Origin of the sequence: Dongia deserti (genome assembly GCF_003574735.1) — a bacterium.
GTDB classification, from domain to species: Bacteria; Pseudomonadota; Alphaproteobacteria; order Dongiales; family Dongiaceae; genus Dongia_A; species Dongia_A deserti.
Genome location: NZ_QORW01000006.1, coordinates 86,324 through 99,276, shown reverse-complemented (window position 1 = coordinate 99,276; position 12,953 = coordinate 86,324). Strand labels below are relative to the sequence as shown.

The following is a 12,953-nucleotide window of genomic DNA, read 5'->3' as shown; positions in this document are numbered from 1 at the left end:
CCCGGTCCAAGGGCCTCGGCGTCAAAACCCCGTGACGGCAGTCCCCCAGCGCGAGTGGCCGATTTGGGGTTGAGGGAAGTGGACCCACCACTTACAACCCTTTGAGCCTTCTTTCAGATCGGACATAAGCCCGCAATGCCCGCCAAGGACTTGTTCCCCGAAATCGAGCCCTACGACACTGGCTTCCTGACCCTGTCCGCGCCGCATCGCATGTACTACGAGCAGAGCGGCAACCCAAAGGGTGTGCCGGTCGTGTTCCTGCACGGCGGCCCTGGTGCGGGGGCGAATGCGACCCACCGCCGGTTCTTCGACCCGGCGTTCTATCGCATCGTGATTTTCGACCAGCGGGGCAGCGGCCGGTCTCATCCCCTGGGCGAGATCAGGGACAATACGACTCCGCATCTGGTCGAGGATATGGAGACGCTGCGCAAGCATCTTGGCATCGATCGCTGGTTCGTGTTCGGCGGCTCCTGGGGCTCGACGTTGGCGCTGGCCTACGCCGAACATCATCCGGAACGCGTCCGCGGACTCGCGCTGCGCGGCATCTTCCTATGCCGCAAGTCGGAGATCGACTGGTTCCTCTACGGCCTGCGCGAGTTCGCGCCGGAAGCCTGGCGCGCCTTTGCCGGCCATTTGCCGGAGCACGAGCGCGGCAATATCCTGGAGGCCTATTGGGCGCGGCTGTCCAATCCCGATCCCAAGATCCACATGCCGGCGGCGCGCGCATGGAGCGTCTATGAAGGCGCCTGCTCGACCCTGCTGCCGAGCCCAGAGACGGTGCGCGCGTTCTCGGCCGATGTGCTGGCACTCGGCCTTGCGCGCATGGAAGCGCACTACTTCCGCAACAGCATCTTCCTGCCCGAGAACTTCCTGCTCGATAATGTCGACCGCATCCGGAACATCCCGGCCTTCATCGTGCAGGGGCGCTATGACCTGGTCTGCCCGGTCCGCAGCGCCGACGACCTGTCCCGCGCCTGGCCGCAAGCGCGCTACACCATCATCCCCGATGCCGGCCATTCCGCCATGGAACCCGGCACCCGCGCGGCCTTGGTCGCGGCGATGGAGGCATTCAAGAGCGTGGCCTAGGAGACTGATGAGACGATTCTTCAGGCTCGAAAGAAAACCCCTCCCTTCTGAGGGGAAGAGAGGGGGGAATTTGATGGCGTTCGGGCCTTCGGGGTGTGACCCTGTCCGCCTTCGCGGGTGTCTGCTCCGACCGGCTGCTGCCAGCCTGGTCGCGTCAGGCTTTCTCGAGTTATTGATCCCGACGGGCTCCACTATGCTGATGCTGGATGAACGGTGCCTGAACCGACCCTGACCTTTCGATCAGAAATTGCGCTTTAAGACGCATCGTCCCAGGCTGGACATTTTAGAGAATTCGGCGGTGGGCCAGTGTCTTAGCCGCTCACACGGAAGTCTGATGATTGGAGAGTTGTTTGAACGGCGGCCGGAAGCACGCTATGAATCCGGCTGACCGTCGTGCGTTCTCTTACTCAGGAGAGACCCATGACACCAATCAGCCGTCGCCTGTTCCTGTCCACGACATGCGCTTTGGTTCCGGGCGCGGCGTTCGCCCACCACGGCTGGAGCGGGTATGACACATCCAAATCGTTTGAAGTGACGGGTGAGATTCTAAAGTCGACCTATGAGAATCCGCACTGCGAGATCGAGGTCCAGGTCGAAGGCAAGCTGTGGCACTTCGTGCTCGCCCCGCCCTCGCGCATGCAGCGCCGCGGCATCACGGCAGAGATGATCGCGCCAGGCAAGACCTGCACCGTGTTCGGATATCCGCACAGCAGCAAGCCCGACGAAGCGCGCATCGAGTACATCGTCCTGGACGGCAAGCGCATCGAATTGCGGTAGAGCGCGGTGGAGGACCAGCCGGCCGCGCTGATCTTCCTGGCGTTGCAGGAAAGCGCGCTGGGTCACCTCATGCGCGCTTCGCCCGCGCTTTATCCGGCGGTCGAGATCTTGCACATTATGGGATTTGTCCTGCTGGTGGGCGCGATCACGGCGCTGGATCTGAGGCTGCTGGGCCTGGCGCGCACGATCCCGATCCAGCCGCTCGCGCACTTGCTGCTGCCGCTGTCGCGTGTCGGCTTCATCATTGCGGTCGCAATGGGCTTCCTGCTGTTCAGCGCGGATGCGGCGCATGTCGTGCGCAATCCGGCCTTCCAGGCCAAGCTGCTGCTGATCGTGGCTGCGCTGATCAACATCGTGATCGCCCACACCTGGCCATGGCGCCGCATTGCAAAGTGGGAAGGCGAGGCGCCGACCGGCGCGAAGGCGACCGCCCTCGCCTCGCTCGTGCTATGGCTAAGCGCGCTCACCGCCGGGCGGCTGATCGCCTACTTCTGAGGGCTGGCATCATGATCGCCCGCATAGCCATCGCCCTGATAATTGTCGCCGCCGTCAGCCACAACGCCCGTGCCGACGAAGCGGCGGCGTGGAAGGCCTTGCGGACCGGCGGCCATATCGCGCTGATGCGGCACACTTCCGCACCAGGGGCAGGTGATCCGCCCGACTTCACCCTCGGCGATTGCACGACCCAGCGCAACCTGAGCGCCAAGGGCCGGGAAGATGCCGCCGCGATCGGGGCACGCATCAAGGCCGAAGGCGTCGCCTTCGAGAAGATTCTGTCCTCGCCCTGGTGCCGTTGCGTGGATACGGCTCGATTGATGGAGCTGGGACCGGTCGAAACCGAGTCAACTTTTAGCAATGCATTCGTTCTGAGCAATCAAGGAGAGGCCCTCGCCGCCGGTGCCAAGGCGCTTATCCAGGCATGGAAAGGACCGGGAAACCTGCTGGTCGTGACGCATGGCGCCAACATCCAACCCCTGACCGGCATCTCGCCAGCGCAGGGCGAGATCGTCGTAATCGAGGTCGGCGCCGATGCCTCGATCGAACCCGTGGGCAGCATCCCGCCACCCGGCTGAGGCGACGAGTCTCGCAAAAAATACCACCCGCCAGCCGAAATTCATCCTAGAGTTGGGACGATCGGGCTGCACGCGCTGCAGCCCAGGGAACCAGCGTTGCGGAGCGGTCTTATTCCGTAAATCAATAGCCCATCGGGAGGGGCCGGCCATGAGAAGCCAGACCGTCGTCCAGAACACGCGCCGCATCCTGTGCGTCTTCCCACGCTACACGCCGTCCTTCGGAACGTTCGAGCACGCCTACAAGCTGATGGGCGTCAAGGCGTTCATGCCGCCGCAAGGCATCCTGCTCATCGCGGCCTATCTTCCCGAGATGTGGGAGGTGCGGTTTGTCGATGAGAACATCCGCCCGGCCAAGGAACGCGAGTTCGACTGGGCGGATGCGGTCTTCGTCAGCGGCATGCATATCCAGCGTCAGGCAATGCTGGACATTGCGCGCCGCGCTCATGCGCGGGGCAAGATCTGCGCGCTTGGCGGCCCCTCGGTCTCCGCCAGCCCGGAGCTCTATCCCGACTTCGACTATCTCCATATCGGCGAAGTGGGCGACGCCACGGATGCCCTGATCACCACGCTCGATCGCGACGTCAGCCGGCCGCCTGCCCAGCAGCGCTTCGAAACCGCCGAGCGTTTGCCGTTGCCGGATTTTCCGATTCCCGGCTATCACCTGATCGACGGCGGACAGTACATGTTGGGCTCGGTCCAGTTCTCCAGCGGCTGCCCGTATCGCTGCGAGTTTTGCGACATCCCGGCGCTCTATGGCCGCCAGCCGCGTCTCAAGGAGCCGAAGCAGATCCTGGCCGAACTGGATGCCATGCTGGCGCGCGGTCCGATCGGCGCGGTCTATTTCGTCGACGACAATTTCATCGCCAATCGCAAGGCCGCGCGCGAGCTGCTGCCGCACTTGATCGCCTGGCAGAAGGAGCGCGGCTATCCCCTGCGGTTCGCCTGCGAAGCGACGCTCAATATCGCAAAGCTGCCGGATCTGCTTGAGCAGATGCGCGAGGCTTATTTCACGACCGTGTTCTGCGGGATCGAGACGCCGGAGCTGGCGGCGCTGAATGTCATGCACAAGGAGCACAATCTCGCCGTTCCACTGTTGGAAGGTGTCGAGACTCTCAATCGTCACGGCATGGAGGTAGTCTCCGGCATCATTCTTGGCCTCGATACCGACACGCCCGAGACGGCGGCGCACATCAATGATTTCATCGATGCCTCCCACATACCGTTGCTTGCCATCAACCTGCTGCAGGCATTGCCGCGCACGCCGCTGTGGGACCGGCTGAAGGCAGCCGGTCGCCTGGTGGACGATGCCACCCGGGACTCGAATATCGTCTTCCTGCAGTCGTACGAGGCGGTGATGGAGAGCTGGCGGCACTGCGTGCGGCATGCTTATGAGCCGGAGGCCGTCTATGCCCGCTTCGACCACAATGCGCGCCACACCTTCCCGAACCGCATCAAGCTGCCGGTGACGCGCGCGCGGCTGAACTGGCCCAACATCCGCAAGGCGCTGACCTGCCTCACCAACATCTTCCTCCATGTTGGAATCCGCTCCGACTATCGCCGGACATTCTGGCGCATGGCCAAGCCAGCTTTGCGCAACGGGCAGATCGAGGAGCTGATCCACATCGCGCTCGTCTCGCACCATCTCATCACCTATGCGCGCGAATGCGAGCGGGGACAGCAGATGGCGTCGAACTATGCCGCCCGCACCGCACCGCCGCGCGGGACAGCGCTGGCCAGCAGCGGACGTTGACCGGCGCGCCGTTGCTCTGAGAGGAGAGGCCCATGGCCGCTTCCCTGGGCGTCGGGGCAAGGATTCGAGGACCGACCCAATGTCATGAGCATGACACTGAGTGACCGGTTGGCACGCGGCACCTATCAACGCCGACATCGCCGCCACATCTCGGCAATTCGATCACGGTCTCCTGGGAGTCCGATCCCAGCTTCCTCGGCGCGTTCAAAGGCGCCGTGCCCGGGGCATCGCTATTGCCATAGCTGAACGCAACGGCGCTGCCCGATTGATCGCGCACGGTGACCAACCTGCGACCTTGCGCCGCGATTCGGGACAAGATCGCACCGATCACACACTATTGTCCTAGGCGCCACGGGTTTGGCTCTTGATCTTCACAGGCGTGCCGCCGAGATTCCCGCCGGTCTGCGGATGGCCAGCGGTCTTTTTCGGGTTCTCATGGAACGGCTGAAGCTCGCCGGGCGTTTGTCAGTGGACGCCCCAAATCGCTGGCAGCACGCGTCTTTTCGGAACTGAAACATTATGCGCTTTTCGAACTGGATGATCGGCCTGGTAGTGGCGGTGCTGTTTGCCGGCACGTGGGTGTTGCTGAATCGCCCAGTCGAACACGATCCATGGACGCAGGACGTCTCCGGCCTCACCTATACCCCGCATCGTCAAGGGGCAAATCCGACCACTGGCAAGGAACCAACACTGGCCCAGGTGCGAGGGGACCTATCGCTGATGGCGGGCCTCACCACCCAGATCAGAACCTATTCTGCGGTCGGGGCGAACTATGGCATCCCGACAATGGCCGACAAGATCGGCCTGCGCGTGATGGCCGGCGCTTGGATCGATAAAGACAAGAAGAAGAACCGGCAGGAGATCGATAACCTGGTAGAGCTGGCCAAGAACAACGGCAGCGTCAGCCGGGTCACGATCGGCAACGAGGCGATCTTCAAGGACCTGGTTACAGTCGACGAGCTCATCCAGTACATCCGTGAAGTGAAGAGCCGCCTGCCCGACGTCCCGGTCGGTACGTCCGAACCCTTCGACATCTGGCTCAAGAACCCACGATTGATGAAGGAAGTGGATTTCATCGGAGTTCACATCCTGCCGTTCTGGAACGGCATCCCGGTGGAGGATGCGGTCGACTGGACGCTCGGGAACTACAACGAGGTCGTGCGCGTGATGAAGCAGCGCGGCCTCGACAAGCGCGTGGTGCTGAACGAGGTCGGCTGGCCGAGCCAAGGGCTGCAGCGCCAGGGTGCCGTCGCGTCTCCCGTCAATCAGGGGCTCTATCTGCGCAACTTCGTGCGCGAGGCCAAGAAGCAGCACATCGAGTATTTCATCATCGAGGGGTTCGACCAGCCGTGGAAGGCGGAGTTCGAAGGGGGCGTCGGTGCCTATTGGGGGATCTGGGACGGCAACCGCAACCTGAAGCCGGCCCTGCAAGGCATCCTGGTCAATTACCAGAATTGGCGTCTGTTGGGCGGCGCCATCCTGGCATTGGGCCTGCCCTTCATACTGTGGATACTACGCGCCGAACTGGGCCTGGTCGGGCGCGGCAGGTTCTTTCTGGCACTGCTGGGGCAGAGCGGCGTGATGATCGCCGTCTGGATCTACGCCACCTATAGCGGGCGATATCTCACCTGGTTCGACATTGTGGCGCTGGCGATGATCGCGCCGGCAACCGTCCTGCTGCTTGCGATCTTCCTGATCGAGGGCGTGGAGATGGCGGTCAATTTGTGGCTGGGCCAGAGCCAGCGCCGGCGCATCCCGCCGCCGGTGCGCGGCACCTGGAAGCTGCCTAAAGTCTCCATTCACGTGCCCTGCTACAATGAGCCGCCGGAGATGATGATCGAGACCATCCGCGCGCTCGAGAAGCTGGACTATGCCAAGTTCGAAGTCCTCATCGTCGACAACAACACCAAGGATGATGCGGTGTGGAAACCAGTCGAGGCCTATGTCGCCTCGCTGAACCGGCCGAACTTCAAGTTCTTCCACCTGCCGAAGTGGCCGGGATTCAAGGCGGGCGCGCTGAATTACGCGCTCAGCCAGACCGATCCGGAGGCGGAGATCGTCGCCACCATTGACAGCGACTACAAGGTTCGGCCCGAGTGGCTTAAGGAGCTGGTGCCCTATTTCGCGGATCCCGAGGTCGCGTTGATGCAGGCGCCGCAGGATTACCGCGACGGGCATGAGGACCTCTTCAAGCGCATGTGCTTCTGGGAGTATGCGGGCTTCTTCCATCTCGGCATGAAGACCCGCGACGAGAAGAACGCGATCATCCAGCACGGCACCATGGCACTGATCCGCAAGTCGGCGCTGATCGAGGTTGGCGGTTGGGGCGAATGGTGCATCACGGAAGATGCCGAGCTTGGCCTGCGCCTGTTCGAGGCGGGCTATCGCGCGGTCTATACCGAGAAGAGCTACGGCAAGGGCCTGATGCCCGACAGCTTCGACGCCTATCGCAAGCAGCGCTACCGCTGGGCCTATGGCGCGATGACGATTCTCAAGGGCCATGCGCGCGACCTGCTGCCCTTCGGCCGCAAGCGCCTCAACTCGGCCCAGCGCTATCAGTTCCTAGCCGGCTGGCTGCCCTGGATTGCGGACGGTCTGCAATTGCTGTTCGTCTATCTGGCGATCGCCTGGAGCGTCGGCATGATGGTGCTGCCGGACAAGATCGAACCGCCCCTGACGCTGTACCTGATCGTCACGCTTGGCATGTTCGTCTGCAAGGTCGGCAAATCGATGTGGCTCTATGCCCGGAAGGTGCCGTGCAGCTTCCTGGACAACCTGGGCGCCGCCTTTGCCGGACTGTCGCTGTCCTACGCGGTATCGAAGGCCGTTTGGCGGGGTCTCTTCACATCCAACCTGCCGTTCCACCGCACGCCAAAGCTGGAGAACCAGCCAGCCATCATCCGTGGCCTGGTTGCCGCGCGCGAGGAGACGATGGTCTTCCTCATGCTGGTGCTCTCCGGCGCCGGTGTCGCATGGGCGCGTACCTTGATCGAGCCGACCACGAAATTATGGGTGGTGCTGCTGGGCGTGCAGGCATTGCCGTTCCTGTCCGCCCTCATCATGTCCATGATCAACGTGCTGCCGGTCTTCAAGTGGCGCCGCGCCCGTGCGCCGCTGCCCGACCTGCCGTCCACCGTTCTGCACGGCGGTACGCCGGCGGCCGGCGAGCTGACAACCGGACGCTAAAGGGAGATGAAGGCAGCCCGTATCTTCGCCGCACTGGCGGGCGGTGTCCTCGCCATCCTCGCCATCAGCACATTCTGGCTATGGCGGGCGACGCCGGTGCCGATGCCCGATGCGCCGGGCGGCCGTTTCGCCTGCGTCTCCTACACGCCGTTCCGCGGCACGCAAACGCCCTTCGACCAACGCCTGATCATCCCACCGCAACAGATCGAGCAGGATCTGATCCGGCTCAAGACCGAGACCGATTGCGTGCGCACCTACGCGGTCAATCAGGGCCTCGACCAGGTGGTACCGGTCGCGGAACGGCTGGATCTCAAGGTCCTGCTCGGCATCTGGATCGGCGTGACCCGAGCCGACAACGAGGCCCAGATTGCACGCGCGATCGAGTTGGCGCGCGCCCATCCGCAAGCCATCAAGGCAATCATCGTTGGTAACGAGGTGCTGCTGCGCCAGGAGCAGTCGGCGGCAGCGCTGGAAAGCATGCTGCAGCACGTGAAGGCCGAGACGGGTCTGCCCGTCACCTATGCCGATGTCTGGGAGTTCTGGCTGCGGCATCCGGAGCTCGCCGATGATGTCGATTTCGTCACGATCCACATCCTCCCCTATTGGGAAGACGACCCGGTCCCCGCCAGCGAGGGCGTCGCACACATCGACGAGATATTGCGCCATGTTCATGCCGAGATGCCGGGCAAGACGATCTACATCGGCGAAACCGGCTATCCCTCCGCTGGCAAGCAGCGCGAGCGGGCCACTCCCGGCTTGGTGGAGCAGGCTGGATTCATCCGTGGCTTCCTCGACTACGCACACGATCACGGCTTGGACTACAACGTCATCGAGGCGTTCGATCAGCCTTGGAAGCGCGCCCTCGAAGGCACGGTAGGGGGACGTTGGGGTGTCTTCGCCGAGGATCGCACTTCTAAGTTCCCGCTGACTGGGCCGGTGGCGCGCATGGGAGACCCATGGCCGTGGCTCGGCGCAACGCTGGCGCTTGGCGTCGTGCTGTGGTGGCCGGCGCGCCGCGCGGCATCTGGCGCAGTGCCGGCGCTGGTCGCCCCCTTGCTGGCCGGCGCGGCGGCACTTGCCATCCTGCTGCAGATCGACCATGCCCTTCTCGCCGCCTGGCACTGGTACGAATGGGCGATCGAAGGCTCGCTGGCGCTGATCTCGGCCCTGGTCGCTATGCTGGCTCTGCCACGCATCTTGGCCGGCACCGGCGAGGATATCGCCGAGGCTGAACAGAGCCTGGAATGGCTGCGCCGTCCGTGGACTCGCCGGCCGGATGCTGCGCTCGCGCTGGGCGCGCTGCAATTGATCGTCGTGGCGGGAGCGGCCGTGGTGGCGCTCGGCCTCGACTTCGATCAGCGCTACCGCGATTTCCCGATCTGGGCGTTCGTGGTTCCGGCAGTCGCATTCGCCCTGCTCCGCCTGCGCTCGACGCGCCAATCGGGACCGGGACGGATGCCGATCGAGCTCTGCTTCGCCACGCTGCTTGCGCTGTCCGCTGCTTTTATTGCTCTTAACGAAAACGTCTTCACACGGCCGGAGATGCGGCAATCGATTCTGTCCGCGTTCAGCCCGGCCCTGCGCGGCGATATCAGCGCCTATTCCCTGATCTGGTGCCTGATGCTGCTCATCCTCGCCTACCCCTTGTTTGCCATCAGCCGCCGCGTGCGCGTGGCCAGACCGGCAATCGGTTCAAGTTCGATCCATAATTAACGCACTGTTAACCGCTCCCTTTAAGGATACGGATAGGATATCGGCGCTACGCTCTGCCGCCGGAATTCTGCAGTATCGCCATCATTTTGGAGCGGATTCATGGACGGAGCGGCCGCCCACGTCGTCACCTTTGGCACTGTCGCAGCAATCGAGGGCGCGCGTGCGCGCGTCGTCCTGGATATGGCCGAGGACGGCTCCGGTTTCGCCGGGCCGGTGCCGCCGCAGATTGGACAGGTCGTGCGCATCGATGTCGGCGAGGCGCGCGTGTTCGGTATCATCATCGGGCTGCGCACGCCGGCGGCCGAGCAAGCCATCATCGGTCCGCCGAACCAGATCATGGACCTCGATCTGATCGGCGAGATCCTGGAGAACGATGCAGATGCGCGGTTCCGGCGCGGCGTTTCCGAGTTCCCGCGCCTGGGTGATCGCGTCTCCGCGGCGGGTAGCGACGATTTGCGCAAGATCTTCACGCGCACGGACCGCGAAGGCGTACGGGTCGGCTGTGTGCACCAGGATCCGTCGATCCCGGCCAACATTTTCACAGACGATCTGCTCGGCAAGCACTTTGCCGTGCTGGGCACCACGGGCTCGGGCAAGTCCTGCGCGCTCGCGGCGATCGTGCGCGGCATCCTTTCCAAACATCACCACGGCCATGTCCTGATCTTGGACCCGCACAATGAGTACGGCGCGGCCTTTGGCGAGCTGGCGGATGTGATCAGCCCAGCCAATCTCGAACTGCCGTACTGGCTGCTGAACTTCGACGAGATGAAGGAGTTGATCATCGGCGAATCCAGCCGCATGCCGGAGATCGAGGCCGCGATCCTCAATCATGTGATCGTCGAGGCGAAGAAGAAGCTGAGCGGCAGCACGCCGGATTTCGCGATCACCGTCGATACACCGATCCCCTATCGCCTGTCGGACGTGACCAGGATCATCGACGACCTGATGGGCAAGTACGAGCGACCGCTGGAGCTGGCGCCCTACATGCGCATCAAGGACCGCTTCAACAGCCTGCAGGCCGACCGTCGCTACGCCTTCATGTTCCCTGGCCTCATGGTGCGGGACGAGATGACGCGCCTCCTGTCGCGCATCTTCCGCGTGCCGGTCAACGGCAAGCCGGTGACGATCTTCGACACCTCGGGCGTTCCGACTGAAATCCTCAATGTCGTCGTGTCGATGCTGTGCCGCCTCACGTTCGACTTCGCCTTGTGGAGCGATCGCGCAGTTCCCGTGCTGCTGGTCTGCGAAGAGGCCCACCGTTACGCGCCGAGCAACGAGAAGCTGGGCTTCGAGCCGACCAAGCGCGCGATCGCGCGCATCGCGCTGGAAGGCCGCAAATACGGCGTCTCGCTGGGCCTGGTGACGCAACGTCCGTCCGAGCTGGCGAGCAATATCCTGTCGCAGTGCAATACGATCTTTGCGATGCGCATCACCAACAACAAGGACCGCGAATATCTGGCAGCCGCCATGCCGGAATCGGGCAGCGGCATGCTGGAGGAGCTGCCGGCCTTGCGTGCGGCGGAAGCCATCGCCATCGGCGAAGGCGTGCCCGTTCCGCTGCGCATCATGTTCGATCCGCTGCCGGACGATTGCCGGCCGCACAGCAACACGGCGCGATTCAGCGATTCGTGGGACGAGGACAACATTCCGGTCGAGTTCCTGACCGAGGTCGTCAGCCGCTGGCGGCGCCAGCGCTAACTAAGCGAGCAGGCGATCGGCGGCGAATATGCGCCGCCGATCGCGACATTCTCTCTCGATCTTCCGGAATGTCACGCGGCAGCGTAACGCAGCGAGTTATCGTCGCAACAAGGCCAGCAGCGTCAGAACCAGAGCGAGCGCCCCGAGCGTGGTGTTGTAGAGCACCAGCGCCAGCGCGCTGAACAACAGCGCGATCGCGAGCACGATGCGCAGCAGCAGCCGCGGCAGCGTGACGACGAGCGCGACCACCGCGCTGGCGAGGGCGACCCAGCCCCACACTTCGTAATGCTGCACAACGAGCAGCCATTCTCGCGGCGTGCACCACCCCGGCGCATCCGCCTGGCCGCACAGGATGGCGATCCCTTCAGGCTGGATCATGCCGTAGCGCAGCCAGAAGGCCAGGACGAATCCCAGAAGAGGCACGATCGCCCAGGTCAGGGCGCGACGCTTCGTCCAGCTGTTGGGAACAGGTGCTTGAGTCATGCATTGCCGTTCTATCGGAAATGCCGCCACATGCAAGCGTCTGGCATTCACAACGGGGGGGGGTGCAATGGCTCTGGCGCTTCGCCTCATCCTCCGCCAACATCGCTACCCTGGCATGAGGGAGGAAATATGCGCAGAAACCGGACCGTTCCCCGGGGGCAAGTGCACCGGTTGATCCACACCAGCGAGGTGCTGGGCGGCAACCTGCTCGGTGACCCGACCGAACGTGAGCTCCATGTCTATACGCCGCATGGCTATTCGGCGAGCGCACGTTTACCGCTGCTGATGGACGTGGTCGGCTTCACCGGCTCGGGGCTGGGACACACCAACTGGAAGTCCTTCACGGAGAACGTGCCGGAGCGGCTCGACCGCCTGATCGGTGAAGGCAAGATGGGGCCGGTCGTCGTCGCCTTCCCCGACTGCTATTCGCGGCTGGGCGGCAATCAGTACATCAATTCCGCCGCCATCGGCCGCTACGAAGATTACCTGATCCAGGAGATCGTGCCCTTCGTCGAAGGCCGCTTTTCGTGCGGCGGTCCCGACAACCGCGCGATCTTCGGCAAGTCCTCCGGCGGCTTTGGCGCCATCACCCACGGCCTGCGTCACGGGGATTTCTGGGCGGCGATCGCGTGCCATTCCGGCGATATGGGCTTCGAGATGTGCTATCTTCACGACGTTCCGAAGGTGCTGAACGAGCTCGCCAAGCACGGACGGTCGATCGAGAAGTTCATAGCGCACTTCGAGGTGGCGCCCAAGCCGACCGAGGATGAGATCGCGGTCATCAATCTGCTCGCGATGTCGGCCAGCTATGACCCCGACCCCAGCTGCTTCCTCGGCATCCGGATGCCGGTCGACCTCTACACCGCCGAAGTGATCCCGGAGCGTTGGAAGAACTGGCTGGCCTGGGATCCCGCTCTAACCGCCGACAAATATGCCGACCACCTCCGGCGGCTGAAGGGCATCTACATCGATTGCGGCGATCACGACCAGTACACATTGCACTACGGCGCGCGCCGCCTGCATCGTGCGCTGGAGCGGTTGGGCATCGCGCACGTCTACGAGGAGTTTCCGGACGATCACACCGCGGTCGACTACCGGATGGACAAGTCGCTGCCGTTTCTGGAGCGAGCGCTGCGCAAGCAATAGCTGGAGAAAATCGGCTCCGGCACCGAAAGAGGACGGTGGGT

10 protein-coding genes are annotated in these 12,953 nt (G+C 63.5%); 9 read left to right on the top strand and 1 reads right to left on the bottom strand.

What is annotated here, in order from left to right; all coding sequences use genetic code 11:
• Positions 1 to 135: 135 nt before the first annotated feature.
• The 8 genes from pip (at position 136) to DTX69_RS10800 (ending at position 11,283) form a co-directional block, all read left to right on the top strand.
• Positions 136 to 1,086, top strand: coding sequence for a prolyl aminopeptidase (pip, locus tag DTX69_RS10835; RefSeq protein WP_119301558.1), 951 nt, complete (start codon positions 136 to 138; stop codon positions 1,084 to 1,086).
• Between the two features lie 420 nt (positions 1,087 to 1,506).
• On the top strand, positions 1,507 to 1,863 hold the full coding sequence (locus DTX69_RS10830) for a DUF6152 family protein (protein WP_119301557.1): 357 nt from the start codon (positions 1,507 to 1,509) through the stop codon (positions 1,861 to 1,863).
• Positions 1,864 to 1,869: 6 nt separating this feature from the next.
• Positions 1,870 to 2,358 carry a DUF6644 family protein gene (locus DTX69_RS10825; protein ID WP_284735693.1) on the top strand — a complete coding sequence of 163 codons (489 nt, stop codon included), beginning with the start codon at positions 1,870 to 1,872 and terminating at the stop codon, positions 2,356 to 2,358.
• Between the two features lie 11 nt (positions 2,359 to 2,369).
• Positions 2,370 to 2,936 carry a histidine phosphatase family protein gene (locus DTX69_RS10820; protein ID WP_162917077.1) on the top strand — a complete coding sequence of 189 codons (567 nt, stop codon included), beginning with the start codon at positions 2,370 to 2,372 and terminating at the stop codon, positions 2,934 to 2,936.
• Positions 2,937 to 3,084: 148 nt separating this feature from the next.
• Positions 3,085 to 4,686: a B12-binding domain-containing radical SAM protein gene (locus DTX69_RS10815; protein ID WP_119301555.1), complete on the top strand. Its 1,602-nt coding sequence runs from the start codon at positions 3,085 to 3,087 to the stop codon at positions 4,684 to 4,686.
• 519 nt (positions 4,687 to 5,205) lie between these two features.
• On the top strand, positions 5,206 to 7,872 hold the full coding sequence (locus DTX69_RS10810; RefSeq protein ID WP_119301554.1) for a glycosyltransferase family 2 protein: 2,667 nt from the start codon (positions 5,206 to 5,208) through the stop codon (positions 7,870 to 7,872).
• 6 nt (positions 7,873 to 7,878) lie between these two features.
• Complete coding sequence (locus tag DTX69_RS10805; RefSeq protein ID WP_119301553.1) at positions 7,879 to 9,585, top strand: glycoside hydrolase family 17 protein; 1,707 nt, start codon at positions 7,879 to 7,881, stop codon at positions 9,583 to 9,585.
• Positions 9,586 to 9,684: 99 nt separating this feature from the next.
• The gene (locus tag DTX69_RS10800) at positions 9,685 to 11,283 is read left to right on the top strand and encodes an ATP-binding protein (RefSeq protein ID WP_119301552.1); all 1,599 of its coding nucleotides are present in this window, start codon (positions 9,685 to 9,687) and stop codon (positions 11,281 to 11,283) included.
• Positions 11,284 to 11,379: 96 nt separating this feature from the next.
• Here DTX69_RS10800 and DTX69_RS10795 read toward each other — a convergent pair whose 3' ends face one another.
• Positions 11,380 to 11,766, bottom strand: coding sequence for a hypothetical protein (locus DTX69_RS10795; RefSeq protein ID WP_119301551.1), 387 nt, complete (start codon positions 11,764 to 11,766; stop codon positions 11,380 to 11,382).
• A 129-nt stretch (positions 11,767 to 11,895) separates the two neighbouring features.
• On the opposite strand from DTX69_RS10795, the gene DTX69_RS10790 reads away from it, so the two are divergent.
• Positions 11,896 to 12,912 (top strand): alpha/beta hydrolase, encoded by a 1,017-nt coding sequence (locus DTX69_RS10790; RefSeq protein WP_119301550.1) that lies wholly within the window; start codon positions 11,896 to 11,898, stop codon positions 12,910 to 12,912.
• The last annotated feature ends 41 nt before the right edge of the window (positions 12,913 to 12,953 follow it).

Bases quoted from the DNA above. Each gene is read 5' to 3' on its own strand.
- pip (WP_119301558.1), top strand. From the start codon at position 136: ATGCCCGCCAAGGACTTGTTCCCCGAAATCGAGCCCTACGACACTGGC.
- DTX69_RS10830 (WP_119301557.1), top strand. From the start codon at position 1,507: ATGACACCAATCAGCCGTCGCCTGTTCCTGTCCACGACATGCGCTTTG.
- DTX69_RS10820 (WP_162917077.1), top strand. From the start codon at position 2,370: ATGATCGCCCGCATAGCCATCGCCCTGATAATTGTCGCCGCCGTCAGC.
- DTX69_RS10815 (WP_119301555.1), top strand. From the start codon at position 3,085: ATGAGAAGCCAGACCGTCGTCCAGAACACGCGCCGCATCCTGTGCGTC.
- DTX69_RS10810 (WP_119301554.1), top strand. From the start codon at position 5,206: ATGCGCTTTTCGAACTGGATGATCGGCCTGGTAGTGGCGGTGCTGTTT.
- DTX69_RS10805 (WP_119301553.1), top strand. From the start codon at position 7,879: ATGAAGGCAGCCCGTATCTTCGCCGCACTGGCGGGCGGTGTCCTCGCC.
- DTX69_RS10800 (WP_119301552.1), top strand. From the start codon at position 9,685: ATGGACGGAGCGGCCGCCCACGTCGTCACCTTTGGCACTGTCGCAGCA.
- DTX69_RS10795 (WP_119301551.1), bottom strand. From the start codon at position 11,766: ATGACTCAAGCACCTGTTCCCAACAGCTGGACGAAGCGTCGCGCCCTG.
- DTX69_RS10790 (WP_119301550.1), top strand. From the start codon at position 11,896: ATGCGCAGAAACCGGACCGTTCCCCGGGGGCAAGTGCACCGGTTGATC.